Origin of the sequence: Rhizobium alarense (genome assembly GCF_021555155.1) — a bacterium.
GTDB lineage: Bacteria > Pseudomonadota > Alphaproteobacteria > Rhizobiales > Rhizobiaceae > Rhizobium_D > Rhizobium_D alarense.
Genome location: NZ_JAKGBU010000004.1, coordinates 56,445 through 81,700, shown reverse-complemented (window position 1 = coordinate 81,700; position 25,256 = coordinate 56,445). Strand labels below are relative to the sequence as shown.

The window sequence follows — 25,256 nt, the reverse complement described above, 5'->3', positions numbered from 1 at the left end:
TGGCAGACCTGGTTGCCGCACTGTCGCGGCTTCCGGCCGGCTCCAGCGTCGCCGACGGTGCCGCCGTCGTGCGCCGCTTCGCGCGCGCCGGGTCGGAAGGCCCGCTTGCCCGCAATCAGGCCGTGATCGACCGGACCTTCCGTTTCGACGAGATAGGATCGATCCTGTCCGCACTCGAACGCGAGGCCTCGGAATTCGCGCAAGAGACCGTGTCCGTGCTGCGACGGCGCTCGCCGACGAGCCTCAAGCTTGCGCTGCGGCTGTTGCGGCTCGGGCGGAAGAGCGCCAGCCTGGAGGAATGCCTGGAACGCGAGTTTGCCGCCGCATCGCATCTCCTCGATGGCTGCGATTTCTATGAGGGCGTACGTGCCGCTCTGATCGACAAGGACCGCACGCCGATATGGTCGCCGGCCACGCTTAATGCGGTGAGCGAGGCGCAGATCGACGCCTATCTGAAGGCCCGGCAGGCCCCGTTGTTTCACGGAAGGAAAGAGGTGACCGGATCATGACGACGATTGTTTTCGTGGGCCTGGGCAACATGGGCGGCCCGATGGCCGCCAATCTGGTGAAGGCCGGACATACGGTGCGAGGCTTTGATCTCTCGGATGCGTCGCTCGCCGCAGCGGCACGGTCCGGTGTCGCAACCGTAAGGTCGCTGGACGATGCTATCGCCGATGCGGACTGCGTTATCACGATGCTGCCAAAGGGCGCCCATGTGCTTAGCGTCTGGAGCGAGCTTTGCGGGCTTGTCGCGGACGACACGCTGCTGATCGATTGCTCCACGATCGATGTCGACAGTGCCCGCAAGGCACATGAACTGGCAAAAGGTTGCGCCTGCCCCTCGCTCGATGCGCCGGTTTCCGGCGGCACGGGTGGCGCGACCGCCGGCACGCTGACCTTCATGGCGGGCGGCAGCGCGGAGGCATTCCGGCGGGCCGAGCCGCTTCTGTCGGTCATGGGCAGGAAGGTCGTGCATTGCGGCGATGCGGGCGCCGGACAGGCCGCCAAGATCTGCAACAACATGATCCTCGGCATTTCGATGATCGGCGTCTGCGAAGCCTTCACCCTCGGGGAGAAGCTCGGCCTCTCGCACCAGGCGCTCTTCGACGTCGCGTCGACCTCGTCGGGACAGTGCTGGTCGCTGACGAGCTATTGTCCCGTTCCCGGTCCGGTTCCGGCGTCGCCCGCCAACAACGGCTACAAGCCAGGCTTTGCCGCAACCCTCATGCTGAAGGATCTGATGCTGGCACAGGAGGCGGCACTTTCCGCGGGCGCCGCGACGCCGCTCGGCGCCCAGGCAGCGCAGCTCTACGGCCTGTTCGACAAGGCTGGCAACGGATCCCGCGATTTCTCCGCGATCATCGAAATGCTGCGTGGTGGCAGCGATGGCTAGGAACCGCGGATGAAATGGCAATGCAAGCCTGATGCAGGAGCCGGGAGGAATCCGATGTTCAGCTTCAATACAACGCCGTCGATCGTCTCGGGCGAAGGCACGACGGCGCGCATCGCGGACATTGCCGGGCATATCCTGGGATCGCGCGTCGTCTTCGTCACCGATCGCAGCCTGCTTTCGCTCGGCGTCGTCGCCCCCGCGCTCGCCTCGCTTGAACAGGCCGGCGTCGCGGTTGCGGTCTTCAGCGGGGTGGAACCTGACCCGCCGGAAGCCAATGTGCTCGACTGTGCAGCGCTCGCCGCCCGACACAAGGCGACGGGCATCCTCGCCATCGGCGGCGGCTCGTCGATGGACGTTGCGAAAGCCGCAGCGCTGATTGCGGGAAGCGGCGGGGCGCTGGTCGACGCCTATGGCGTCGGCAAGGCGAAAGGACCACGGCTCCCGCTGGTGCTCGCGCCCACGACGGCGGGCACCGGCTCGGAAGTTACGCCGATCGCGATCCTGACGACCGGGGCAGCGGAGAAGATGGGTATCTCCTCCCCCCTCCTGCTGCCCGACATGGCCGTACTCGATGCAGAGGTGACCGTCGGCCTGCCGCCCGGCGTCACGGCAGCGACCGGGATCGACGCCATGGTCCATGCGATCGAGTCCTATGCGTCGGCGTCGCCCAACAACAACCCGATCTCGCGCAACCTTGCCCGCGAAGCCCTGCGCCTTCTCGGCCGGCACATCCGGACCGTGGTGTTCGACGGTGCGGATCGGCAGGCGCGCGGCGGCATGCTGCTCGGGTCGATGCTGGCCGGCCAGGCGTTCGGCAATTCGCCGGTTGCTGCCGTGCATGCGCTCGCTTATCCGATCGGCGGGCATTTCCATGTGCCGCACGGCCTCTCCAACGCGCTCGTCCTTCCGCACGTCCTGCGTTTCAACATACCGGCGGCGGGCGGACTTTATGCCGAGATCGCCGCGGATGCGTTTCCTGATCTCGGCGGTCTTCCCGACACCGACAGAGCAATCGCCTTCGCGGAACGCCTCGCGGCGCTCACGGCCGAGCTCGGCCTGCCGACGCGCCTCCGGGACGTCGGCATCGGTGAGGACGCCCTCCCGAAACTCGCCTCCGACGCCATGCGCCAGACCCGGCTCCTGGTGAACAATCCGCGGGAGATGACGAAATCCGATGTGCTGGAGATCTATCGGCAGGCCTGTTGAGCGGACGAGCACTCCAGCGGCCGCCAGGCGATTTCCAGGCCCCAAGCGCGCCTCCGTCAGGGGCTTGTCGGGTCCCCGTTGTCGTCGACGGCAAACACCAGCCCGTCGAACAGTTTGCGCGCGGTGCGCACCGTTCCGGCGCCGCGGATCGTGCCATTCTCATCAAGGTCGAGAAGGACCTCGGTCAGGCCCGTCGGGTGTTCGACACGGTAAATTTTGTCGGCGGGTTCTGCGGCAAGCGTTGCGGCGGGGCCGGCCTCAAGCCGTGTCGCCGTCGCGACGGTGACGGCAGCCAGCACGCCGATCGAAGCGTGGACCCGGTGCGGGATGAAGCTGCGTGTCGAGATCACACCGCCCTGCCTCGCCCGAGAAACCAGCGTCATCTGCGGAACGGAGGCCCCCACCACGTCGCCGAGCCCCATCATCGGGCCGGCTTTCAAACGGATCGCCTCGAGGCGGGCTTTCACACCGGCCTCGGCTTCCAGTGTCGCGCGATCCTCCTCGCCGGTCAGGCCGAAGTCTTCAGCGCGCAGGATGGCGCAGGGCATACCGTTGTCGATCAGCGTGGCCTCCACGTCCTCGATGACATCGACGGCATTGCCCGTCGGCAGCAGTGCGCCGCACATCGAGCCGGCAATGTTGGCGAAGAGCAGCGGCACGGCGGGCCAGACGAGGGCCGGCATGTCGCCGAGCGGGCCGGTGGGATTCCACCACGTGCAGCACGAAGCCCATGGCGACGGCTGCATCGAAGGCATTTCCGCCGCGCTCCAGTATCGCCATGCCGACCGCCGAGGCGATCCAATGGGGCGAGGTGTGGGCCGGTGAGATGCAGCGGAAATGCACGCGCTCGCCATCGAATGGAAACGGTTGGTTTTCCGGTCGCCGATAAAGGATTTTCGTCGGCGACCGACCGACAACCCACCAACCTGACAGCAGGTTCCGTGTTGTGATAGAACAGTGCGGACCGGTGATGAGTACACTTCCTGCGGGATTTTCTTAGTCTTAAGCGGCAGTTTGTTGCGACAGAGCGGGGTTCGCCGGGAAGGAATCGCATGCAACCGAGGTTGCTTGGGGGCGAGTTGTGTCATCGCAGGATGTCGAGAATTTGCGGGCCTGGATTGGTCGATCTGTTGAAACAGAAGACATCATGACACCTCGCCTGGTCGAGAGCTTCCGCGCCACGCTGGCACCGCACGTGGCCAGCACAGCCGCCGACGCCACGCCGCTGGGGCTCCACTGGTGCCTTGCCCCGGACGTCGCCGAGGCGCGCGACCTGGGACCGGATGGCCATCCTGCCAAGGGCGGGTTTCTGCCGCCCATTCCGCTCCCGCGCCGAATGTGGGCGGCAAGCCGGATCGCGTTCCTCGGAACCATAGGCCCGGGAGAGCGGGTCTTCCGACGTTCGACGATCTCCAAGGTGGAGGAAAAGCAGGGACGGTCTGGCTCGTTGTTTTTCGTCACCGTTCGCCATGACCTTAATACTGGAGCAGCGCGTGTCATTGAGGAAGTACAGACCCTTGTGTATCGGGCGGCGAGCGCCGGAAACGGAGCCGTCTCTCCGACCGCTGACGTCGCCCTCCCCGCTCCGTATGAGCGATCGGTCAAAATCGATCCGGTCCTGCTTTTTCGCTATTCGGCACTGACGTTTAACGGACACCGCATCCACTACGATGCACCTTATGCCACAGAAGTGGAACATTACCCCGGCCTTGTTGTTCACGGGCCGCTCCAGGCGACGCTGCTTTTGAATTTCGCGGCGATGATCGGTGACCGTACACCGCGGCAGTTTTCCTTTAGAGGTATTCGGCCAGCAACGGGGTCCCAGGTGCTGAAGCTGCAAGGCATGCCTGGCGCAGACAGTGAACTGGCCCTCGAGGTCAAGGACGCCAATGGTCACGTCACCATGAAGGCTACGGCGCAATGGTAGATTTTCGTTCGCCTCTCGCCCCGCTGCTTGTTCCGGCATTGCGCCCGGGTCGGTTTCAAAAGGCCGGGCAAAGCGACGCGGCCACTGGGTTCCCAACCGGCACGAGGTGGAATTCGCTCGTCCGCGAATCGTCTGCGCCTCAACCTGCCCAAGAGGGCCTCGGCGCCCAATCGCCGTGCGTCGTGACTGCCCAGTTCTTGAGACGGAAATCGACAAGCGGTATCCCGCGCCGATGCCGTTCACAACGGTGTGCGCCTCAGCCCTTGAGGCCGCTGAAGGCGATGCTGGATATGAACAGCTTCTGCAGGCTGAGATAGAAAGCCACGACCGGAAAGGTGATCAGCGTCAGATAGGCCATCACCTCTCCCCATGGTGTATTCAGCTGGAAGAAATACTGCAGCCCCACCATGACGGGACGGTAGGTCTCGGATTGCGTCACCAGCAGCGGCCAGAGATACTGCTGGCTGTACATGACGAGAAATTTGAGGATCGCAGCCGTGGCGATCACCGGACCCGACAGCGGCATGACCACTTTCAGATAGATTTGCAGCCAGCTTGCGCCGTCGACGCGGGCCGCCTCGATCAACTCCCGCGGAAGGTCCTTGAAATACTGGACGAAGAGAAAGATCGTCAGTCCGTCGGCGATCCACGGGATGATCTGCACGCGCCATGAATTGAGCCATCCCCAGGTAAGGCCGTTCGGTCCCATCCAGGGCAGGTTGTTGACCTCCAGCAGCAGTGGCACCGCAATCGTCTCGAACGGAACGATCAGCGTGGCAAGAATGAGCGAGAAGATGACGTCCCGGCCGGACCAGTTGAGGAAGACGAAAGCAAAACCGGCAAGCGAACCGAAAATGAGGGCGAGGAAAACCGTCGTGGCGGTAACGACCGCGGAATTGAAGACGAAGGTGGCGATTGGCGCGCGCGCGAACGCGGCGCTGTAATTGTCGAAAGAAAGCTCCCCGACCGGCAGGAAGGCCCGCAATGACGTGGCATCGCGCAGAAGCTGGTCATTCGGCTTCAGCGACGAAAAGCCCATGAACAGCAGGGGAAGGATGAAGACGGCCGCGATGGCAACCAGCAGCAGATAGTTGAGGGTCAACGCGAGTGCGCTTCTCTTGACTCCGGTGGTCATGGTGCTCTCTCCCGGGTCAGGTAGCGTTGCAGCAGCGTGATCGACAGGACAAGGAGAAAGAGAAGCACGGATATCGCCGACCCGGCGGCGATATCCTGCTGCCGATAGCCGCGCTCGACCGACTGGTAGACGATGCTCTGGGTCGCATCGAGCGGCCCACCCTTGGTCATCACGTCGATCTGCGCGAACAGAGCGAAGGCTTGCATGGTGATCACCAGAACGATGAGGACCGCGGTGTTGCGCAGCAGAGGCCAGGTGATCATGGAGAACTTCTGCCACAGGTTCGCCCCCTCGATATCCGCTGCCTCGTAGAGCGAAATCGGGATGGTCTGCAGTCCGGACAACCAGATGACCATGTGAAAGCCGACCCCCTGCCAGACGGACATGACGAGGATCGCCCACAGGGCGGTATCCGGGCGACCGAGCCAGTCGACAGGCGTGAAGAGGCCGAAGCTCAGATAGCCGAGCACGCTGTTGAGCAGGCCGTTGTCCGCCGCGTAGATGAAGCGCCAGAGCAGCGCGACGACGACGACCGACAGCACCACCGGCATGAAATAGATCGCCCGGAAGACGCTGATCCCCGGCAGTTGCTGATTGACCAGAAGCGCAAGGCACAGGGCGAGTGCCGCCTGGACGGGCGCCGCGACGGCGACGAACAGCAGCGTGTTAGCCAGCGCCTTCAGGAACACCGCATCTCGCGCCAGAACGACGACACGTTGCTCACCCCAGTCGACGCTGAGGTATTCGCGCATGCCTTCATAGTGCGGGTAGTCGGGATTGTTGCGCGTGAAGCCCCGGACCCGCGGGTAATTGAGCGCGCCGTCCTCACCGCGGCTCAGCGTCCCGTCGGCCTCGCGCTCCGGCTCCAGCACCAGGATGCCCGTGCCCAGCAATTTTGAGAAATTCTCCATGCCGACGAACCGGGTCGGATTCGGCGAGGTGAGCCTCTGGTCGGTGAAGGACAGGCCGACGCCGAGCAGGAAGGGTGCTATCAGGAAGGTGGCAATCAGCAGCAACGCCGGGCCGGCCATCAGCCAGCCCGCCGCGTTCTGGCGCGAGAATTTTCCGGAGCCGGAGGACAGCCGCATCGGTTTAGTCCGAGGCCGCCTTCGGTTCGTAGCCGCCATTGCGTTCGATGTTGTCGTTTATCTCGTCGGTTGCATTGTCGAGCGTATCCGCGACATCCGCGCCGTTGGCAATGTCGGAAACGGCCTTCTGGAAGACCGGCGAAATGAAGGCGTAGGCCGGCGTGACGGGGCGCAGCGTCGCCTGCTTCGCCGAGAGGTCGAAGAACACGGCGAGAGAGCCGTCCTTCTTGTAGTTCTTGGTCATTTCCGCCGCGGTTGATGTTGCCGGCACGAGGCCGATGGCGTCGGAAAACTGCGCCAGATACTTGTCCTGAATGGCGAATTCGATGAAGGCGGATGCGCCTTCCGGATGCTTGCTGGTCGCCGAAACGCCGAACTGCCAGGAACCGGCGCCGATCTTCGGGCCATGTCCGAAATCCGGGGCCGGCAGGAAGAGAAGGTCGTTGCCATATTTTTCCAGCGCTTTCACGGCCACCCAGTTGCCCATCCATTGCAGCGCATGGCGTCCGTCGAGGAAGCCGGTCTCGTGATCGGCGGGCGATTGCGACGTGCCGGGAGCAAGTTTCTCTTCGAAGAGTGTCTGCCACCATTCACCGAACTTGATGGCGTCCTCTCCATTCAGGACATTTTCCGCGGTCTGGTAGCCGTTCTTGTCAATCAGGCCGCCGCCGAAGCTTTCCAGGAATGGGCTGAAGGCGTAGCTGTACCATTCGGTCTTGTCTGCCAGGCCGAGATCGATGGCATAGTCGTACTTGCCGGTGGCCTTCAGCTTGCGGAGGACCCCGGTGAATTCCTCGCCACTCCAGGGCTTGTCCAGCGTCGGGATCCGGATGCCGTTTTCGTCAAGCACCGATTTCCGGGCGAATATCGCCACGGCGGCGTCCCACAGCCCGACGGAATACATCTCGCCGTTCCACTTGCCGATCGCGCCGGGCAGGAAATTGGAAAGCGCATCTTCGGAAATCTGCAGCGGTTGCAGGTAGCCCGACCATGCCCAGTTCGGCATGTTGGGTCCATCGACGTCGAGAATGTCCGGCAGCTTGCCGGACAGGGCGGCGGCCGTCACGGACTCGTTGTAGGCCGCCTGCGGAAACTCCTGAAGCGCAACGCTCCATTCGTCCTGCGCAGCGTTGAAATCATCGATGATGCCCGTCAGAATCCGCCGTTCCTCGGCATTTCCGGCGCCATGATACCAGAGAGAGAGTTCGGTCTGCGCGTGCGTCACACCGGCAAACAGCGTCAGGGCCGCAACGCCGACGCAGGATAAAAACGATCCTTTGGTCATGGTTCTGTCCTCCTCCAAATCAGGGGCGAACATCCGGGAGCGAGAATTGTTCCACGAAAAAGGCCGCAACCGCCGGACAGGCCTCTCCATGAGTGCCGGCGAGCCCATCGTCGGCGGGCGAGGTGCCCCGTTTTTCGAACATGCAATGGCATGCCGCCGGTGCGGCAACGATCGGCGGGAGCCCGGTGCGAGCCTCTTGCATCTTCGCTCCATATGTGAACATTATTTTTAAATATAATTTATGGAGGAAGCCGCATGACGCGGACGCGGCACAATCGTTGCCCGGGCGAGATTGGTCCATCTACGGAGATCGGAGGTATCCGCCGTGCCTGAGGGGATTTCGACCGTCGGCGTGGCGTCGACCTATCCCGCCGACATGCCGCCCCAGCACGCGGCGCTGCCGGTCTGGAACGCGGAGAACTGGTTTTATGAGGACTGGCCCGTCGGTCAGGAAATCCGCTCGCTTCGCCGGACGATCGGCGAAGGCGACAGCCATCTGTTCAACGTGCTGGTCACCGACATGCATCCATACGTGCAGGACGAGATGTTCGCCGCGCGCGAGGGTGTTTTCGGGCGCCGCCTGGTCGCGGGCGCCTTCGTCTTTTCGGCGGGCCTCGGCCTCGTCGCGACCAATTGCGTTAACGCCTTTTCCTACGGCTACGACCGGCTGCGCTTCATCAAGCCGGTCTTCATCGGCGACACGATCTACACGATCCGCACCAATCTGGAGAAAACGCCGCGCTATCCCGAGCTCGGGCTCATCCGCGCGCGCTACCAGGTATTCAGGGGCGAAGGCGAGCTGGTGCTCTCCTGCGAGCATCTCCAGACGGTGAAGTACAAGAACCCCGCCGATTTTGTCGGCAAGACCGAAAGACCCGGAACGGCATGAGCGAAGGAACCGAATTGCCCCTCGAAGGCCTTATCGTCGTCGACATGAGCCAGTTTCTCTCCGGTCCCTATTGCTCGCTGCGGCTGCTCGACCTCGGGGCGCGCGTGATCAAGATCGAGCGGCCGGATGGCGGCGACCTGTCCCGGCGGCTCTACCTCAGCGACACGGAGATCGGTGGTGACTCGACGATCTTTCACGCAATCAACCGGGCCAAGGAAAGCCTGGCGATCGATCTGAAGAATCCGGCCGACCTTGCGACGCTGAAGACGCTGCTCGCCAAGGCGGATGTCGTGATCCAGAATTTCCGGCCGGGTGTCATCGAACGTCTTGGCCTGGACTATGCCGCCGTGCGCGCGATCAACCCGCGTCTCGTCTATTGCTCGATCAGCGGCTATGGCGAGGAAGGCCCCTGGGTCAGGCGGCCGGGACAGGATCTGCTGGCCCAGGCGCGTTCGGGTGTCATGTGGCTGAACGGCGACGAGGACCAGGGACCGGTGCCCTTCGGGCTTGCTATCGGCGACATGCTGGCCGGTGCGGCAGCCGCGCAGGGAATCCTGGCGGCGCTCGTTCGCCGTGGTGTGACCGGAAAAGGCGGCCTCGTCGAAACAAGCCTGCTGGAAGCCCTCGTCGACCTGCAGTTCGAGGTGCTGACGACGCATCTCAACGACGGGCGGCGCCTTCCGAAACGCTCCGGCTTTCGCAGCGCCCACGCCTATCTGTCCGCACCCTACGGTGTCTATCCGGCGAAGGATGGCTACCTCGCGATCGCCATGACGCCGATCCCGAAGCTCGCGGATCTGCTGGACATGCCGGAACTCGAGCCTTATCGCGACGAGCCGGCCTCATGGTTTACCGCGCGCGATGTGATCAAAGGGCTGATTGCCCGGCGGATCGAAGAGCGCACGATCGACGACTGGCTGGCGATCCTCGAACCGGCCGACATCTGGTGCTCGCGTGTCATGAACTGGAACGAGCTTATCGAGAGCGAAGGTTTTCAGGTGCTGGACATGTTGCAGACGGTAACGCGGGACGATGCAGTCTCGATCGCGACGACGCGTTCGCCGCTTCGCATCGACGGCGAACGTCGCGGCGTGACGCGCGCCGCACCCCGCATCGGGGAACACAGTGCTGCCATCCGCGCGGAGTTCGGCCTATGACCGTTACGCTGAAGGGCATGACCTGGAGCCATCCGCGCGGCTATGATCCGATGGTCGCCTGCTCGCGCATCTGGCGCGACCGGACGGGCGTTTCCATCACCTGGGAAAAGCGGTCGCTGCAGGACTTCGAAACCTTTCCCGTGCAGGAGCTTGCCCGGATCTACGACCTGATCGTGATCGACCATCCGCATGTCGGGCAGATCACGGCAGAGGAGTGCCTCGCGCCGCTCGACGTGACGGGACGAGAGAGCGAGCGGGCGGCACTCTCCACGGCAAGCGTCGGGCGCTCTTATGAAAGCTATGCCTGGAAGGGCCGGCAATGGGCCTTTCCGATCGACGTCGCGACACAGGTTCAGGTGTTCCGGCCGGATCTGATCAAAAATGCGCCCGCGACCTGGGACGAGGTGCTGTCGCTCGCCCGGAACGGCCGGGTGCTGCTGCCGCTTCGTCCGCCGCATTCGCTGATGAGCTTCTTCACGCTGTGCGGCGGCCGCGGGACGCCGTGCAACAGCGGGGGTGCCGGCGATCTCGTTGACCGGAACGACGGCGCAGCCGCCTTGGAGATGCTGCGACAGCTCGCGGCACTGGTCGAGCCCGCCTGTTTCGAGATGGACCCGATCGCCGTCCTTGAGCGCATGTCGGATTCATCGTCGCGGATTGCGGCCGCGCCGCTGATCTATGGCTATGTCAGCTATGCGCATGAGAGGTTCCGGCCGGAACGGCTGCTGTTTCGTGATTTGCCGGCGATCGGTGCGAAAGGCCCTGCCGGCTCCGCCCTTGGCGGCACGGGCATCGCGGTTTCGGCGCACAGCGCCTGCAAGGAGGCCGCGATCGATTTCGCCTATTGGATCGCCGGGCGCGAGGCGCAACGCGGTCCCTATGCCGCCAACGGCGGCCAGCCGGGACATGCGGATGCCTGGGAGGACGAGACGGTGAATACCGCGAGCGGCGACTTCTATCGTGGCACGCGGCAGACGCTCGAAACGGCGTGGCTGCGCCCGCGGCACGACGGCTACATGGCGTTCCAGCAGGCGGGATCGGAGCGGATCAACGAAGGCCTCGTGCGCCGGGAAGCCGGCGTGACGGTCGTTGACGACCTCAACCGGCTCTTTCGCCGGAGTTTCGGCGAGCGCTAGGGAAGCGTCCTTACCCTGTTCAGGCCGAGTCGTGGTTGACGTCCGATCCGGCAAGCAGCGAAAGCTGTGCTGCGGCGTTCTGCACGAGCGCAATCGTCTGGGTGATATCGGGGGCGCCAGGCGTATTGACCAGCGTTATATACGGGCAGGTGAGCGCCGCGATGCCGCGCCCGTCCGGGCCGAGGATCGGGGCGGAGAGGTTGTACACGCCAGCCGTCTGGACGCTCGCCATCATCTCGTAGCCCCGCTCGCGGATTTGGTCGAGCCGCGCATAGAAATCCGGCGTGCGCTTGATTTCCTCGCGGCTGCGCACATGCTCCGAAATCATCATTTCCCGCTCTTCCGGCGAGCGGAAGGCGAGCAGCACATGGCCGGAACCCGTGTCGAACAGGCTGATATGCGAGCCGACGCGGATCGAGATGCCCCAGTAGTCCGGTGCTTCCTGCTGCGCGATGACGACGGCCGAACCGCGATCGAAAACCACGAGCTGGTTTGCCTGCTTGGAGCGCTGCGCCAGCTCCCGCATGACGGGCGTCGCATAGGAGGCGAGCCGGCGCGTCGGCGCGTGGAGCTGCGCGAGGCCGAAGAGCTTCAGCGTCAGCGAGTAACGGTCGCCATCGATGCGCGTCACGTAACCGCGCCGGACGAGCCGGTCCAGCATCCGGTAGAACTCGTTGGGGCTGCGCCCGAGTTTTTTCGAGATCTCCGCCTGCGTCAGGCCCCCATCAACCCCGGCAAGAAGCTCCAGGATGTCGAGCCCCTTGTCGAGGGCAGGCGCGCGATAGCGGTCGGAATCGTCAGTGTCCATCTGCTGCCTTCTTTGTGAAATTGAACCTTCATATACGAATAAGGAAGCCGCAACAAAGGAAAGTTGCAGCTTGACGGCCCAAAGCTTTGCTGTTTGTATATGAATTAATTTCTCACAAATGAGAAATGCGCTGCGGATGGAGCCGCGCTACGGAGGAGGATGGAGAATGAACAGGTTGCTTTCCGGCGTCTCTGCCGGTGTTGTTGCGCTTGTCTGGTCGATTGGCGCTGCAGGCGCGAGCGACCTGCCGGGCAAGTTTGACGGCGTGACGATCGACGCCAAGCTGATCGGCGGACAGCAGTACGAGAAGCTCTACGAGCGGATCGGCGAATGGGAGAAGGCGACCGGCGCCAAGGTCAACGTCCTGTCGAAGAAGAACCATTTCGAACTCGACAAGGAGATCAAGTCGGATATCGCCACCGGTGGCGTCGCCTGGTGCGTGGCGTCGAACCACTCGTCCTTCGCGCCGCAGTATCCGGACATCTATACCGATCTCGCGGCGCTTCTGCCGAAGGAGGAAATCGACGCCTTCGTGCCGGCGCTGATCACCGCCTCCACCCTCGACGGTAAGCTCGTCATGCTGCCGCGCGCCCAGTTCGACGTCTCCGCGCTCTACTACCAGAAGAGCCTCTACCAGGACGAGGCGAAGAAGGCCGCGTTCAAGGAAAAATACGGTTACGACCTCACGCCGCCTGACACCTGGCAGCAGGTCGCCGACCAGGCCGTCTTCTTCTCCGATCCGCCGAACTTCTACGGCACGCAATATGCCGGCAAGGAAGAGGCCATCAATGGCCGTTTCTACGAGATGCTGGTGGCCGAAGGCGGGGACTACCTTGATGCCGAGGGCCGCCCCGCCTTCAACTCGGACGCCGGCGTCCGTGCGCTCGACTGGTTCGTCAATCTCTACAAGGCGAAGGCGGTTCCGGCCGGCACGACCAATTATCTCTGGGACGATCTCGGCCAGGGCTTCGCGTCCGGTTCGATCGCCGTCAATCTCGACTGGCCGGGATGGGCTGGCTTCTTCAACGACCCGGCCTCCTCCAAGGTTGCCGGCAATGTCGGCGTGAAGGTGCAGCCGGCGGGTTCATCGGGCAAGCGCACCGGCTGGTCCGGCCATCACGGCTTCTCGGTGACGGAATCCTGCGCCAACAAGGAGGCGGCCGCCTCGCTCGTCTGGTGGCTGACCAGCCAGGACAGTCAGCTTCTTGAATCCGCCGCCGGGCCGCTCCCGACGCGCAGCGCCGTCTGGGACATCAACATCAAGGCAGCCGAAGGCGACGCCTACAAGACCGAGGTCCTGCAGGCCTTCCAGGAGGCCGCCAAGCATGCCTTCCCGGTGCCGCAGACGGCCGAATGGATCGAGATATCCAACGCCGTCTATCCGGAACTGCAGGCCGCCATCCTCGGCGACAAGACATCCAAGGAAGCGCTCGACGCCGCCGCCGAGAAGGCAACGGGCATTATCGAGGACGCCGGCAAGCTCTGACCTATCCGTGATCGCTACGGCGCCGGCCTCGCCGGCGCCGTATCCATGACATGACACTCCAGGACATGCGATGAGGAACTTCAGACCATCGGCGCCGGCGTTGTTGCTGCTCCCGGCCTTCGTCGTGCTGGCGGCGGTCATCGTGCTGCCGCTCGCCCTGTCCTTCTATTCGAGCTTCACGCCTTTCCGCCTGACGCGGCCGGAATCGCTCTATGTCTTCGTCGGTCTGCGGAACTATGCCAACGTCCTCACCGATTATGACTTCTGGGTGGCCTTTGGCCGGACGGTGCTGCTTCTGACGATTGCGCTCAATGCGGAGATGCTGCTCGGGCTCGGCCTGGCGCTTCTCGTCAACAGGGCGACGCACGGCCAGCGGCTGCTGCGCACACTGATGATGTTTCCGATGATGTTCTCGCCGGTTCTGGTCGGCTTCCAGTTCAAGTTCCTGTTCAACGACAACATCGGCTTCGTCAACAATGCCCTCCAGTCGCTGGGGCTGACCGACCAGGCGATCCCCTGGCTGATCGACGGCAACCTGGCGCTCTTCTCCATCATCGTCGCCGAGGTCTGGTCCTCCACCTCCGTCTTCGCGATCCTCATCCTCGCCGGTTTGCTGGCCATGCCGCGCGATCCGATCGAGGCCGCGCATGTCGACGGCTGCACGTCCTGGCAGACCTTTCGCTATGTGACCTGGCCCTACCTCATGCCCTTCGCCTTCATCGCGATGACGATCCGTTCGCTCGACGTCGCGAGGGCCTATGACATCGTGAAGATCATGACCGACGGCGGCCCGGCCAAGCGGACCGAACTGCTCTGGACGCTCGTCGGCCGCACGGCCTATGCGGATGCCCGCATGGGACTCGCCAATGCGATGGCCTATGTCGCGATCCTGCTGTCGATCGTCTTCACGGTCTATTTCTTCCGCAAGCTTGCCGCGGCGCGCGAGCAGATCGGAGCCGAGTGGTAATGGACGCCAATGCCTCCCATCGCCTGCGCAAGCGCCTGTGGACGATCGCGCATCTGATCGGCCTGCTTCTCGCCATGCTGGTCATCTGTCTACCCGGCTTCTGGATCGTGCTTTCCTCGCTTCGCCCGACAGTGGAGATCATGGCGAAGCCGCCGGTCTGGGTTCCCGAGAGCCTGTCGCTCGATGCCTATCGCGCCATGTTCTCCGGCGTCGGCCAGGGCGGCGTGCCGGTGTGGGACTATTTCCGCAACTCGCTGATCATTTCGATCACCTCGACAATCATTGCGCTGGCGATCGGCATGTCGGGCGGTTATGCCTTCGCGCGCTACCGTTTCAGGGCGAAGTCCGCGATCTTCCTCGGCTTCATGCTGACGCGCGCCGTGCCCGGCATCGCACTCTCCTTGCCACTCTTCATGCTTTATGCCCGCACCGGCATCATCGATACGCATTTCTCGATGATCCTCACTTATGTGGCGTTGAACGTCCCCTTCACGATCTGGCTGATCGACGGCTTCTTCCGGCAGGTGCCGAAGGATCTCGCCGAAGCCGCGCAGATCGACGGGTGCACCCGCTGGCAGGCCTTCTGGCAGGTGGAGTTCCCGCTGGCCGGTCCCGGCATCGCATCGGCCGGCATCTTCGCCTTCCTCACGTCCTGGAACGAATATGCGCTTGCCTCGCAGATCACGCGATCCGTCAATTCCAAGACGCTGCCGGTCGGACTGCTCGACTATACCGCCGAGTTCACCATCGACTGGCGCGGCATGTGCGCGCTTGCCGTCGTCATGATCATCCCGGCGCTCACGCTCACCTTCATCATTCAGAAGCACCTCGTCTCGGGTCTGACCTTTGGCGCGGTGAAAGGATAATCGCATGGCACCCGTCACGCTCAGGAAACTCGTCAAGCGCTACGGCGCACTGGAAGTGGTGCACGGCATCGACCTCGAAGTGAAGGACCGGGAGTTCATCGCGCTCGTCGGGCCGTCGGGATGCGGCAAGTCGACGACCCTGCGCATGATCGCCGGCCTCGAAGAGGTGAGCGGCGGCACGATCGAGATCGGTGGCAAGACGGTAAACGATCTGCCGCCGCGCGCGCGCGACATCTCGATGGTCTTCCAGTCCTATGCCCTCTACCCGCACATGACGGTGGCGGAGAACATGGGCTTCTCGCTGAAGATCGCCGGGCGCTCGGCAGACGAGATCAAGAAGCGTGTCGCCGAGGCAGCCACTATCCTCGATCTCGGTCACCTGCTCGACCGCCGACCGTCGCAGCTTTCCGGCGGCCAGCGTCAGCGTGTCGCGATGGGGCGTGCCATCGTGCGCCAGCCGGAGGTCTTCCTCTTCGACGAACCGCTCTCGAACCTCGACGCGAAGCTGCGCACGCAGGTTCGCACGGAGATCAAGAAGCTGCATGCCCGCATGCAGGCGACGATGATCTACGTCACGCATGACCAGGTGGAAGCGATGACGTTGTCGGACCGTATCGTCATCATGCGGGACGGTCATATCGAGCAGGTCGGCACGCCGGAGGACGTCTTCAGCCGGCCCGCCACGAAGTTCGTCGCCGGGTTCATCGGCTCGCCGCCAATGAACATGGACGAAGCGACAGTCGAGGGCGACACGCTGCTCCTTGCCGGCGGCGCGACGCTTCCGCTCCCTCCCCGGTTCCGCGCCGTCGTCGCGGATGGCCAAAAGGTGACCTTCGGCCTGCGCCCGGACGATCTCTATCCGACCGGGCACGGACTTCATGCCGGCGATGCGAGCGCGGTCCATGAACTCACCCTGCCGGTGTCCATCACCGAACCGCTCGGCAACGAAACGCTCGTCTTCATCCAGTTCAACGATCGAGACTGGGTCTCGCGCATGCTGAACCCGCGGCCGCTGCAGACCGGCCAGACGATCGCGATGAGCTTCGACCTGTCGCGCGCCCATCTTTTCGACGCCGTGACCGGCAAGGCGCTGGGAGCCTGATATGGCGAAGATCGAGAAAATAGAACTCCGGATGGTCGATCTCGTGCCGAAGGTTAAGCGGACGGATGCGATCCAGAGCTTCGCCAGCCAGGAGACGCCGATCGTTACCGTCACCGACTCGGATGGTGCGACGGGGACCGGCTACAGCTACACGATCGGCACCGGCGGCTCTTCCGTCATGCGGCTTCTCTCGGATCATCTGGCGCCGCTTCTGATCGGCGAGGACGCGGACCGCATCGAAGCGTTGTGGCGCAAGATGGAGTTTGCCACGCATGCGACGACGATCGGCGCCATCACGGCGATCGCCATCGCCGCCGTCGATATCGCGCTCTGGGACCTCCGGGCGAAGAAGCAGATGCTGCCGCTCTGGAAACTCGCCGGCGGCGCCAAGGACCGCTGCCCGCTCTATACGACCGAGGGCGGCTGGCTGCACATCGAAAAGGAAGCAATCGTCGAGGATGCGCTGCGGGCTAAGGCCGAGGGATTTTCCGGTGCAAAGGTGAAGATCGGCAAGTCGACGGGTGCGGAGGACCACGACCGGCTGTCTGCGGTGCGCAAGGCGGTCGGTGACGGTTTCGAGATCATGACCGACTGCAACCAGGGTTTTGCCGTGGACGAGGCGATCCGCCGGGCCGCCCGGCTCGCCGACCTCGATCTCGCCTGGATCGAGGAGCCGCTTCCGGCCGACGATGTCGACGGCCATGTCCGCCTGTCACGATTGACCCCCACCCCGATCGCGATCGGCGAATCCCTTTATTCGATCCGGCACTTCCGCGAATATATGCAGAAGGGTGCCTGCTCCATCGTGCAGGTGGATGTCGGCCGCATCGGCGGCATCACGCCCTGGTTGAAGGTGGCACATGCGGCGGAAACCTTCGATATCCCGGTCTGCCCGCACTTCCTGATGGAACTGCATGTCAGCCTCGTCTGCGCCGTGCAGAACGGCAAATATGTCGAGTATATCCCCCAGCTCGACGATCTTACGAGCAAGCGCATGGAGATCGTCGACGGCAAGGCCGTCGCGCCGTCCGAGCCCGGCATCGGCATCGCCTGGGACTGGGACGCGGTGAGCGCACGCTCCGTCGCAGAGTTCACGACTGTGATTACGGCCTGAGGAGGACGCCATGCAGCGGATGGGGATGGTGGTCGGCCTCAAGCCGGAAAAGGCAGCGGAATACAAGCGGCTGCACGCCGCCGTGTGGCCGGAGATCCTTGCACTGATTTCGGAGTGCAATATCACCAACTACTCCATCTTCCTCAAGGAGCCAGAGAATCTGCTGTTCGGTTACTGGGAATATGTCGGCAGCGATTTCGAGGCCGACATGGCGAAAATGGCCGAAAATCCGAGGAACACGGAATGGTGGTCCGTCTGCATGCCCTGTCAGACGCCGCTGGAAACCCGGAGGGATGGTGAGTGGTGGGCGATGATGGAGGAAGTGTTCCACCATGGCTGACGGCTTCGATCCCGGATCGCTTCGCCAGTGGTGGCCGAAGCCCGCCTCTCCTCGCCCGATCGTCATCTTCGGTGCGGGTTCCATCGTCGGGGACGCGCATCTGCCGGCCTATGAAAAAGGCGGCTTTCCGGTCGCGGGCATCTTCGACCCCGACGCCGGCAAGGCGAAGGACCTCGCCACGCGTTTCGGCCTGACGGTCTTTGCGTCGCAGGAGGAGGCCCTGTCAGTCGAAGGCGCGGTCTTCGATCTCGCGACGCCGCCCGCCGCCCATGCGGCGATCCTCGAGGCGCTGCCGGACGGAAGCTTCGCCCTGATCCAGAAGCCGATGGGAAGCGATCTCGCCGGTGCTACCGAGATTCTTTCGGTCTGCCGCAAGCGCAACATCAAGGCGGCAGTCAACTTCCAGCTCCGCTTCGCGCCGATGACGCTGGCGCTGACGGATGCGGTGGAGAAGGGGCTGCTTGGCGAAGTCGTCGATTTCGACGCCTGGCTGGCGCTCGCGACGCCCTGGGGCCGCTGGCCCTTCCTCAGGGGCCTGCCGCGCATCGAGATCGCCATGCACTCCATCCACTATCTCGATTTCGTGCGGGGCCTGCTCGGCAATCCGAAGGGCGTGCACGCCAAGACGATCGGCCATCCGAACCATGACGTGGCCCAGACGCGCACCGCTGCGATCCTCGACTACGGCGACAGGGTGCGCTGCGTGCTCTCGGTCAATCACGACCACGACTTCGGACGCCGGTTCCAGGCCTGCGAGTTCCGCATCTGTGGCACCGAGGGTGCCGCCTATGTGAAGCTCGGCGTCAATCTTGATTATCCGCGTGGTGAGCCGGACGAGTTCTGGATCCGGCCGAAGGGCGGGAAGGACTGGGTACCCGTGCCGCTCGAAGGCACCTGGTTCCCGGATGCCTTCATCAATCGCATGGCCAATCTCCAGCGGTTTGCCGCCGGCGAGGATGCGGAACTCGTCGGCTCGGTCGAGGACGCCTGGCAGACCATGGCGCTCGTCGAGGCCGCCTATCAATCGAGTGCCGCACCGGCAACGCCGATCGCACCGCTTCCCGGGATATGACCTATGTCCGAACAGACGCTCTATTTCGAGGACTACCGGATCGGCCACGAGCGGGTGACGACCGGCAGGACCATCACGGAGACGGACGTCGTCGTCCATGCCGGGCACACGGGCGACTTCTTCCCGCACCACATGGACGCGGAATTCGCCAAGTCCCTGCCCGGCGGCCAGCGCATCGCGCACGGCACGATGGTCTTCTCGATCGGCGTCGGCCTTACCGCCTCGCTCATCAACCCTGTGGCCTTCTCCTATGGCTACGACCGGCTGCGCTTCGTTCGTCCCGTCCATATCGGCGATACGATCCGAACCCGCGTCACCATCTCCGCCAAGGAGGACGATCCGAAACGGCCGAAATCCGGTCGCGTCGTCGAGCGTTGCGAGGTATTGAATCAGCGCGGCGAAGTGGTACTTGCCGCCGACCATATTCTGATTGTTGAACGAGAAAACGCGAAGGACTGAGACATGGCAAATCTGGCGGGCAAGACGGTGCTGGTGACGGCGGCGGCGCAAGGGATCGGCAGGGCAAGCGCTCTGGCCTTCGCTGCCGCCGGCGCCACAGTCCACGCGACCGACGTCAACGAGACCGTGCTTGCCGAGCTTGCCTCGGCGGCAAATATCCGGACCGGTCGCCTCGACGTGCTCGACGAAGCGGCGGTCAAGAGTTTTGTCAGCGGTATCGGCAAAGTCGACGTGCTGTTCAACTGCGCCGGTGTCGTTCACGGCGGCTCGATCCTCGAGATGAAGGATTCCGATCTCGACTTCGCCTTCGACCTCAACGTCAGGGCGATGATCCGCACCATCCGAGCCGTACTGCCGGGTATGCTGGAGCGCGGGGACGGGGCGATCATCAACATGGCCTCCGTTGCCTCCAGCGTGAAGGGCGTACCGAATCGCTTTGCCTATGGCGTCACCAAGGCAGCCGTGATCGGCCTCACCAAAGCGGTCGCGGCGGATTACGTGGCACAGGGCGTCCGTTGCAACGCCATCTGCCCGGGAACGGTCGAAAGCCCCTCGCTCCAGGAGCGCATGCGCGCGCAGGGGGACTACGAAACGGCGCGTTCCGCCTTCATCGCCCGACAGCCGATGGGCCGCCTGGGCACGGCCGAGGAAATCGCGGACCTCGCCGTCTATCTTGCCGGTGCGACCTACACGACCGGCCAGGCCTACGGCATCGACGGCGGCTGGACGATCTGAAGGACAGACTGCATGCAGCGACCGTTGCGCGCAAAGGTCGCTGTGCTTCGCTCCGGCCTCTTCCGCCCGGATGAAGAATGCCGTTGACTGTTCGGCGTGCAAGTCCTTACTTAGCGTTACTTGTCATTTGACAATTTCTGCCGACCGATCCCGGTCGCTCGAAGAATTCAGGGGTGCGCGTTCCGCGAGCCCCTGAGGCATTTGGACTTGGAATAAGGCCTGTATCCGGCGCAATCTGCCGACCGGCGGGCGACCATGCAAGTTGACGATGCGGCGTGACGGCAAGCCGTTCCGTCGAGGCCCGTTCCGGGCGCAGCCGTGCAGCCAGTTCCGCAATTCATCGCACAAGAGGCCATCATGCGTCCCGATTGTTCGAGCCGATTCGCCCTTCCTCTCCTGCTTTCGCTTTTCGCGCCGTCGATTGCCGCGGCCCAGGCGCCGACGCCAACCGTGTCCGTCGCCAAGCCGGTGGTGCGGGAGGTGGTCGACAATGACGAGTTCATCGGCCGGTTCCAGGCGGTGGACGAGGTATCCGTGCGCGCCCGCGTCGGCGGTTATCTCGCCGAGATCCATTTTCAGGACGGCGCGCTGGTCAAGAAGGGCGACTTGCTGTTCGTCATCGATCAGCGGCCGTTCCAGACGACACTCAACGAGGCGGAGGCGTCTCTTGAGATCGCCCGCTCGACCCTCACCTTCGCCGAGAGCCAGTACCAGCGCGCCGAAGCGCTCGTGAAGAGCGGTAGCCAGACCCTGCAGACGCTGGAGGACCGGCGGCGCGAGCTGCTTTCGGCGCAGGCGAGTGTCCGCGGTGCCGAAGCAAGCCTCGAACGGGCGAAGCTCGATCTCGAATTCACGCGTATCGTCGCCCCGCTCGGCGGCCGCGTCGACCGGCGGCTTTTGTCGATCGGCAGCCTGGTGCAGGCCGACCAGACCGTTCTGACGACGATCGTCTCGGAAAACCCGATCGATTTCTATTTCGATGTCGACGAGCGGCGCCTGCTGTCCTACGCGGAACGCGCACGGGAGGCGGGAAGCGACCTGCAGCAGGGCGGTGGCGGGCTGGATGTCAGCGTCAGGATCGCCGACTTCCAGGGGTCCGTGTTCACGGGCAAGCTCGACTTTGCCGAAAACAGGGTTGACGGGGAAACGGGAACGATGCGTGTGCGCGCACGCTTCGACAATGCGGATGGTGTTCTGCAGCCGGGCCTTTTCGGTCGTGTTTCGATTTCCGGTTCCGCGCCCTACCAGGCCATCCTGATCCCCGATGAGGCGATCGGCTCCGATCTCAATCAGCGCGTTGTCTATGTCGTCGCCGCCGATGGCAGTGTGTCGACAAAATCGGTGCGCACCGGACCGCGGCTCTACGGCTACCGGGTCATCCGCGACGGTCTGAAGGGCGACGAGACGGTCGTCATCAACGGTTTGCTGCGGGTTCGCCCGGGAGTGACCGTGAAGCCTGAACTGATCGAATTGCCGCCGGAAAACAAGGAAGAGGCTCCGCCGGAGATCGCCATTTCGGAGTCGCTCCAGTGAGATTCGCTCATTTTTTCGTGGATCGGCCGATCTTCGCGTCGGTACTCTCGATCGTGCTCCTCATCGTCGGCGGCATCGCCTATTTCCAGCTCCCCGTCGCGCAGTTTCCGGAGATCGCGCCGCCGACCATCGTGGTTCGGACCGCCTATCCGGGCGCCGATGCCCAGACGATCGCGGATACGGTGGCGACGCCCATCGAACAGGAAATCAACGGCGTGGAAGACATGCTGTACATGTCTTCCTATTCGACCGCCGACGGCTCGATGGCGCTCACCATCACGTTCCGCCTCGGGACCGATCTCGATCAGGCGCAGGTTCTGGTGCAGAATCGCGTTGCGATCGCCGAACCCCGCCTGCCCGACGACGTCCGGCGGATCGGCATCACGACCACCAAAAGTTCGCCCGACCTGATGATGGTCGTGCATCTCCTGTCGCCAAACGACCGCTACGACCAGCTATACATTTCCAACTATGCCCGCAGCCGCGTGCGCGACGTGCTCGTCCGACTCGACGGCGTCGGCGAGGTGACGCTGTTCGGCGAACGGGAATATTCGCTGCGCATCTGGCTCGATCCCGACAAACTGTCGGCCTACGGCATGACCGCCAGCGATGTCGTCAGCGCCCTGCGCGAGCAGAACGTCCAGGTATCCGGCGGCTCCATCGGCGGGCCGCCGACCTCGGGCACGAGCGCGTTCCAGTATACGGTGACCACGGAAGGGCGCTTCTCGGATGCCCGCCAGTTTCGATACGTGATCGTGAAGGCGACCGACGAGGGACGCCTCGTGCAACTGCAGGATATCGCCCGCATCGAACTCGGCGCCAAGGACTATGTCTCGAACAGCTATCTTGACGGCAAGGCGGCGGTCGCACTCGGCATCTTCGCAAGGCCCGGGACGAACGCGCTTGAGGCAGCCGCGGATATCCAGGGCGTGATGGACCGGCTGTCGCCCGACTTTCCGCCGGGTCTCGAGTACCGCATCGTCTATAATCCGACGGAGTTCATCTCGGAATCGATCGACGAGGTCTACAAGACGATCGGCGAGGCGGCGATCCTCGTGGCGATCGTGGTGCTCGCCTTCCTGCAATCCTGGCGTACGGCGCTTATCCCGATCGTCGCCATCCCGGTCTCGCTGATCGGCACTTTCGCCTTCCTCTATGCCTTCGGCTTCTCTCTCAACATGCTGACCCTGTTCGGCCTCGTGCTGGCGATCGGCATCGTGGTCGACGATGCGATCGTCGTGGTGGAGAATGTCGAGCGCAATCTGGCGCTCGGCATGTCGCCGCGGGATGCGGCGCATGTCACGATGGACGAGGTCGGAACCGCCGTTATCGCCATCTCGCTTGTGCTGATCGCGGTCTTCGTGCCGACGGCTTTCATTCCCGGCATTTCCGGCCAGTTCTACCGGCAGTTCGCCGTGACCATCGCGGTTGCGACGGCGATTTCCGCGATGAACTCACTGACGCTTTCGCCGGCGCTGGCCGGTATTCTGCTGCGGCCGCACGCGCATCACGGCGAGAGCCGGAATCCGGTCGCGCGTTTCGGCAGCCGACTTGCTGACGGCTTCAATACGGGCTTCGACCGCATGAGTGTCGGCTATGCCCGCGTCGTCGGTGCGCTTGTCGGGTCCTGGAAAGCGATCGGCCTGTCGATCGTCGTTTTCATCGGCTTGCTCGCCGGCACATGGTATCTGGGGCAGCTCGTGCCGCGGGGCTTCGTTCCGACCATGGATAGGGGCTATGCGATTGTCGTTGTTCAGCTTCCGGACGGCGCGTCGCTGGCCCGTACCGATGCGGTCATCGAGCGGGCGAGCACGATCATCCGGCAGACGCCAGGGGTACGCAATGCGGTCGCATTCTCCGGCTTCAGCGGAGCGACCTTCACCAATGCGTCCAACGCCGGCGTCGTCTTCGCGAGTTTCGCGCCCTTTGAGGAACGGCTCGAACACGGGTATACGGCCAACCAGATCATTGGCCAGCTCTATGGGAGCCTGCAGAGCATCCAGGAGGCGTTCATCATCGCCGTGCCGCCGCCGGCGATTTCGGGCATCGGCAATTCCGGCGGTTTCAAGATGCAACTGGTCGACCGCGAGAGCGCCGACATGCGCCGCGTGCTGGGGCTTGCCTATCAGATGATGGGTGCGGCAAATCAGACCGAAGGCCTGACAGGCGTCTTTACGACGTTCTCGGCGTCGAGCCCGCAGTTCTTCCTCGCGATCGACCGCGACAAGGCGCGCGCGCTGAACGTGCCGATCGCCAATATCTTCGAGGCGCTGTCCATCAACCTCGGCACGTCCTATGTCAACGACTTCAACGCTTTCGGCCGTGTCTACCAGGTCCGCGCCCAGGCGGATCAGCAATACCGGCTCGAGCGTGACGACATCCTGGCGCTGCGGGCCCGTTCGGCCACGGGCGCCCTCGTTCCGCTCGGGACGCTGCTCGACATCCGCGACACCAGCGGCCCGACGCTTGTGCAGCGCTACAACATGTATGTCTCGGTGCCGATTCAGGGCAATGCAGCACCCGGCTTCTCGACCGGCAGCGCGCTCGACCGGATGGAGGCCCTGGCGGACAACATGCTGCCGGCCGGTACGGGCTTCGAATGGACCGAACTCGCGTTCCAGGAGCGGAACACGGGCAATACGGCGATTTTCATCTTCGCGCTGTCCGTCATCTTCGTTTTCCTGGCGCTTTCCGCTCAGTATGAAAGCTGGGTTCTGCCGCTGGCGATCATCCTCATCGTGCCGCTTGCGGTGCTGGCGGCGTTGATCGGCGTGCATCTGAGGGGCATGGACAACAACATCCTGACGCAGATCGGCCTCATCGTCCTGATCGGCCTTGCGGCCAAGAACGCGATCCTGATCGTCGAATTCGCGCGGCAGGCGGAGTATGACGGAAAGACGCCGGTCGAGGCGGCCATCGAGGCATGCCGGCTGCGTCTCCGCCCGATCCTGATGACGGCCTTCGCGTTCATCCTCGGCGTGGTGCCGCTGATGATCGCGACGGGACCGGGCGCCGAAATGCGCCAGTCGCTCGGCACCGCCGTCTTTTCCGGCATGCTGGGCGTAACCTTCTTCGGGCTCTTCCTGACGCCGGTCTTCTATGTGGCCCTGCGCCTGCGGCGCCGCCTGGTTACCCCGGCGCCGGCCGCGCCTGCAGGTGATGCCGATGAAGTCCGGACAGCGTCGACTCCTTGAACCGGTATCGCTTCGAGGGCTTATCAAGGACCCCGCGTGGGGGCCGTCTTCGTCAAAGCTCACGCGCACAAAACAGGCGCTCCGGGACATCAAGGACAAGGCTACGGCCCGTTGGTTCGCGCGCTTCTCGGCTGCCAGTGCCGCCATCGCCATCAAGGTTTATTCCCGGATCCGCTGTGCACGGGCTTTGGTCGCGCGCTTTCAAGGTGATCGAGACCATCGCGACGGTCCGCGACGCCATCGGTCCCTATATTGGCATCGCCCCCGATTCCGCAGGGATCTGGTCTCTGCATCGCAGTGGATGAAGCCTGTGTCATCGACCGCGCCAAGGACGGCCGCCGCCGGCGGAATCCCGTCTGGCGCC

At 63.8% G+C, this 25,256-nt stretch carries 22 protein-coding genes and 2 pseudogenes; 18 read left to right on the top strand and 6 right to left on the bottom strand.

The window, feature by feature from the left end:
• The 3 genes from LXM94_RS02395 to LXM94_RS02385 form a co-directional block, all read left to right on the top strand.
• Nucleotides 1-509: enoyl-CoA hydratase/isomerase family protein (locus tag LXM94_RS02395; protein ID WP_235769549.1), on the top strand; the 509-nt coding region annotated here is incomplete at its 5' end.
• Complete coding sequence (mmsB, locus tag LXM94_RS02390; RefSeq protein WP_235769548.1) at nt 506-1,393, top strand: 3-hydroxyisobutyrate dehydrogenase; 888 nt, start codon at nt 506-508, stop codon at nt 1,391-1,393. The genes LXM94_RS02395 and mmsB, both read left to right, overlap by 4 nt.
• A 54-nt stretch (nt 1,394-1,447) precedes the next feature.
• Nucleotides 1,448-2,599: an iron-containing alcohol dehydrogenase gene (locus LXM94_RS02385; RefSeq protein ID WP_235769547.1), complete on the top strand. Its 1,152-nt coding sequence runs from the start codon at nt 1,448-1,450 to the stop codon at nt 2,597-2,599.
• Between the two features lie 56 nt (nt 2,600-2,655).
• On the opposite strand, the pseudogene LXM94_RS02380 reads toward LXM94_RS02385, so the two are convergent.
• Nucleotides 2,656-3,261, bottom strand: a pseudogene (locus LXM94_RS02380) (PrpF domain-containing protein); the annotation flags it as partial.
• A gap of 3 nt (nt 3,262-3,264) precedes the next feature.
• Nucleotides 3,265-3,442 (bottom strand): annotated as a pseudogene (locus LXM94_RS26120) (gamma-glutamyltransferase); the annotation flags it as partial.
• Nucleotides 3,443-3,746: 304 nt separating this feature from the next.
• On the opposite strand from LXM94_RS26120, the gene LXM94_RS02370 reads away from it, so the two are divergent.
• On the top strand, nt 3,747-4,526 hold the full coding sequence (locus tag LXM94_RS02370; RefSeq protein WP_235769546.1) for an FAS1-like dehydratase domain-containing protein: 780 nt from the start codon (nt 3,747-3,749) through the stop codon (nt 4,524-4,526).
• A 256-nt stretch (nt 4,527-4,782) separates the two neighbouring features.
• Here the strand turns inward: LXM94_RS02370 and LXM94_RS02365 are convergent, their stop codons facing one another.
• The 3 genes from LXM94_RS02365 to LXM94_RS02355 are packed head-to-tail and all read right to left on the bottom strand — an operon-like array spanning nt 4,783 to nt 8,034.
• A complete protein-coding gene (locus LXM94_RS02365; RefSeq protein WP_235769545.1) occupies nt 4,783-5,661 on the bottom strand; it encodes a carbohydrate ABC transporter permease in 879 nt (292 codons plus the stop codon).
• Nucleotides 5,658-6,749: a carbohydrate ABC transporter permease gene (locus LXM94_RS02360; protein WP_235769544.1), complete on the bottom strand. Its 1,092-nt coding sequence runs from the start codon at nt 6,747-6,749 to the stop codon at nt 5,658-5,660. The genes LXM94_RS02365 and LXM94_RS02360 overlap by 4 nt, the downstream gene beginning before the upstream one ends.
• 4 nt (nt 6,750-6,753) lie before the next feature.
• Nucleotides 6,754-8,034: a sugar ABC transporter substrate-binding protein gene (locus tag LXM94_RS02355; protein WP_235769543.1), complete on the bottom strand. Its 1,281-nt coding sequence runs from the start codon at nt 8,032-8,034 to the stop codon at nt 6,754-6,756.
• A gap of 376 nt (nt 8,035-8,410) precedes the next feature.
• Here LXM94_RS02355 and LXM94_RS02350 point away from each other — a divergent pair, with 376 nt between their 5' ends.
• The 3 genes from LXM94_RS02350 to LXM94_RS02340 are packed head-to-tail and all read left to right on the top strand — an operon-like array spanning nt 8,411 to nt 11,216.
• Nucleotides 8,411-8,923: a MaoC family dehydratase gene (locus LXM94_RS02350; protein ID WP_235769578.1), complete on the top strand. Its 513-nt coding sequence runs from the start codon at nt 8,411-8,413 to the stop codon at nt 8,921-8,923.
• On the top strand, nt 8,920-10,080 hold the full coding sequence (locus LXM94_RS02345) for a CaiB/BaiF CoA transferase family protein (protein ID WP_235769542.1): 1,161 nt from the start codon (nt 8,920-8,922) through the stop codon (nt 10,078-10,080). Before LXM94_RS02350 ends, LXM94_RS02345 begins: the two co-directional genes overlap by 4 nt.
• Nucleotides 10,077-11,216 (top strand): extracellular solute-binding protein, encoded by a 1,140-nt coding sequence (locus tag LXM94_RS02340; protein ID WP_235769541.1) that lies wholly within the window; start codon nt 10,077-10,079, stop codon nt 11,214-11,216. The genes LXM94_RS02345 and LXM94_RS02340 overlap by 4 nt, the downstream gene beginning before the upstream one ends.
• A 19-nt stretch (nt 11,217-11,235) precedes the next feature.
• Here LXM94_RS02340 and LXM94_RS02335 read toward each other — a convergent pair whose 3' ends face one another.
• Complete coding sequence (locus LXM94_RS02335; RefSeq protein WP_235769540.1) at nt 11,236-12,024, bottom strand: IclR family transcriptional regulator; 789 nt, start codon at nt 12,022-12,024, stop codon at nt 11,236-11,238.
• A 166-nt stretch (nt 12,025-12,190) separates the two neighbouring features.
• Here LXM94_RS02335 and LXM94_RS02330 point away from each other — a divergent pair, with 166 nt between their 5' ends.
• From LXM94_RS02330 to LXM94_RS02280, 11 genes are all read left to right on the top strand, one after another.
• Nucleotides 12,191-13,510 carry a type 2 periplasmic-binding domain-containing protein gene (locus tag LXM94_RS02330; protein ID WP_235769539.1) on the top strand — a complete coding sequence of 440 codons (1,320 nt, stop codon included), beginning with the start codon at nt 12,191-12,193 and terminating at the stop codon, nt 13,508-13,510.
• Nucleotides 13,511-13,580: 70 nt separating this feature from the next.
• On the top strand, nt 13,581-14,477 hold the full coding sequence (locus LXM94_RS02325) for a carbohydrate ABC transporter permease (protein ID WP_235769538.1): 897 nt from the start codon (nt 13,581-13,583) through the stop codon (nt 14,475-14,477).
• Entirely contained in the window at nt 14,477-15,343 is an 867-nt protein-coding gene (locus LXM94_RS02320; RefSeq protein WP_235769537.1) for a carbohydrate ABC transporter permease, read from the top strand. The genes LXM94_RS02325 and LXM94_RS02320 overlap by 1 nt, the downstream gene beginning before the upstream one ends.
• A 4-nt stretch (nt 15,344-15,347) precedes the next feature.
• On the top strand, nt 15,348-16,445 hold the full coding sequence (locus LXM94_RS02315) for an ABC transporter ATP-binding protein (protein WP_235769536.1): 1,098 nt from the start codon (nt 15,348-15,350) through the stop codon (nt 16,443-16,445).
• Nucleotide 16,446: 1 nt separating this feature from the next.
• A complete protein-coding gene (locus LXM94_RS02310) occupies nt 16,447-17,559 on the top strand; it encodes a mandelate racemase/muconate lactonizing enzyme family protein (RefSeq protein WP_235769535.1) in 1,113 nt (370 codons plus the stop codon).
• Nucleotides 17,560-17,569: 10 nt separating this feature from the next.
• Nucleotides 17,570-17,899, top strand: a complete 330-nt coding sequence (locus tag LXM94_RS02305) for an L-rhamnose mutarotase (protein ID WP_235769534.1) — start codon at nt 17,570-17,572, stop codon at nt 17,897-17,899.
• Complete coding sequence (locus LXM94_RS02300; protein WP_235769533.1) at nt 17,892-18,971, top strand: Gfo/Idh/MocA family protein; 1,080 nt, start codon at nt 17,892-17,894, stop codon at nt 18,969-18,971. Before LXM94_RS02305 ends, LXM94_RS02300 begins: the two co-directional genes overlap by 8 nt.
• Before the next feature lie 3 nt (nt 18,972-18,974).
• Nucleotides 18,975-19,430 (top strand): MaoC/PaaZ C-terminal domain-containing protein, encoded by a 456-nt coding sequence (locus LXM94_RS02295; RefSeq protein ID WP_235769532.1) that lies wholly within the window; start codon nt 18,975-18,977, stop codon nt 19,428-19,430.
• Between the two features lie 3 nt (nt 19,431-19,433).
• Complete coding sequence (locus LXM94_RS02290) at nt 19,434-20,165, top strand: SDR family oxidoreductase (RefSeq protein ID WP_235769531.1); 732 nt, start codon at nt 19,434-19,436, stop codon at nt 20,163-20,165.
• 357 nt (nt 20,166-20,522) lie between these two features.
• Nucleotides 20,523-21,698 carry an efflux RND transporter periplasmic adaptor subunit gene (locus tag LXM94_RS02285; protein ID WP_235769530.1) on the top strand — a complete coding sequence of 392 codons (1,176 nt, stop codon included), beginning with the start codon at nt 20,523-20,525 and terminating at the stop codon, nt 21,696-21,698.
• The gene (locus tag LXM94_RS02280; protein WP_235769529.1) at nt 21,695-24,892 is read left to right on the top strand and encodes an efflux RND transporter permease subunit; all 3,198 of its coding nucleotides are present in this window, start codon (nt 21,695-21,697) and stop codon (nt 24,890-24,892) included. The genes LXM94_RS02285 and LXM94_RS02280 overlap by 4 nt, the downstream gene beginning before the upstream one ends.
• Nucleotides 24,893-25,256 lie beyond the last annotated feature (364 nt).

Excerpts from the sequence above, each read along its gene's own strand:
- mmsB (WP_235769548.1), top strand. The coding sequence starts at position 506 with ATGACGACGATTGTTTTCGTGGGCCTGGGCAACATGGGCGGCCCGATG.
- LXM94_RS02385 (WP_235769547.1), top strand. The coding sequence starts at position 1,448 with ATGTTCAGCTTCAATACAACGCCGTCGATCGTCTCGGGCGAAGGCACG.
- LXM94_RS02370 (WP_235769546.1), top strand. The coding sequence starts at position 3,747 with ATGACACCTCGCCTGGTCGAGAGCTTCCGCGCCACGCTGGCACCGCAC.
- LXM94_RS02365 (WP_235769545.1), bottom strand. The coding sequence starts at position 5,661 with ATGACCACCGGAGTCAAGAGAAGCGCACTCGCGTTGACCCTCAACTAT.
- LXM94_RS02360 (WP_235769544.1), bottom strand. The coding sequence starts at position 6,749 with ATGCGGCTGTCCTCCGGCTCCGGAAAATTCTCGCGCCAGAACGCGGCG.
- LXM94_RS02355 (WP_235769543.1), bottom strand. The coding sequence starts at position 8,034 with ATGACCAAAGGATCGTTTTTATCCTGCGTCGGCGTTGCGGCCCTGACG.
- LXM94_RS02350 (WP_235769578.1), top strand. The coding sequence starts at position 8,411 with ATGCCGCCCCAGCACGCGGCGCTGCCGGTCTGGAACGCGGAGAACTGG.
- LXM94_RS02345 (WP_235769542.1), top strand. The coding sequence starts at position 8,920 with ATGAGCGAAGGAACCGAATTGCCCCTCGAAGGCCTTATCGTCGTCGAC.
- LXM94_RS02340 (WP_235769541.1), top strand. The coding sequence starts at position 10,077 with ATGACCGTTACGCTGAAGGGCATGACCTGGAGCCATCCGCGCGGCTAT.
- LXM94_RS02335 (WP_235769540.1), bottom strand. The coding sequence starts at position 12,024 with ATGGACACTGACGATTCCGACCGCTATCGCGCGCCTGCCCTCGACAAG.
- LXM94_RS02330 (WP_235769539.1), top strand. The coding sequence starts at position 12,191 with ATGAACAGGTTGCTTTCCGGCGTCTCTGCCGGTGTTGTTGCGCTTGTC.
- LXM94_RS02325 (WP_235769538.1), top strand. The coding sequence starts at position 13,581 with ATGAGGAACTTCAGACCATCGGCGCCGGCGTTGTTGCTGCTCCCGGCC.
- LXM94_RS02320 (WP_235769537.1), top strand. The coding sequence starts at position 14,477 with ATGGACGCCAATGCCTCCCATCGCCTGCGCAAGCGCCTGTGGACGATC.
- LXM94_RS02315 (WP_235769536.1), top strand. The coding sequence starts at position 15,348 with ATGGCACCCGTCACGCTCAGGAAACTCGTCAAGCGCTACGGCGCACTG.
- LXM94_RS02310 (WP_235769535.1), top strand. The coding sequence starts at position 16,447 with ATGGCGAAGATCGAGAAAATAGAACTCCGGATGGTCGATCTCGTGCCG.
- LXM94_RS02305 (WP_235769534.1), top strand. The coding sequence starts at position 17,570 with ATGCAGCGGATGGGGATGGTGGTCGGCCTCAAGCCGGAAAAGGCAGCG.
- LXM94_RS02300 (WP_235769533.1), top strand. The coding sequence starts at position 17,892 with ATGGCTGACGGCTTCGATCCCGGATCGCTTCGCCAGTGGTGGCCGAAG.
- LXM94_RS02295 (WP_235769532.1), top strand. The coding sequence starts at position 18,975 with ATGTCCGAACAGACGCTCTATTTCGAGGACTACCGGATCGGCCACGAG.
- LXM94_RS02290 (WP_235769531.1), top strand. The coding sequence starts at position 19,434 with ATGGCAAATCTGGCGGGCAAGACGGTGCTGGTGACGGCGGCGGCGCAA.
- LXM94_RS02285 (WP_235769530.1), top strand. The coding sequence starts at position 20,523 with ATGCGTCCCGATTGTTCGAGCCGATTCGCCCTTCCTCTCCTGCTTTCG.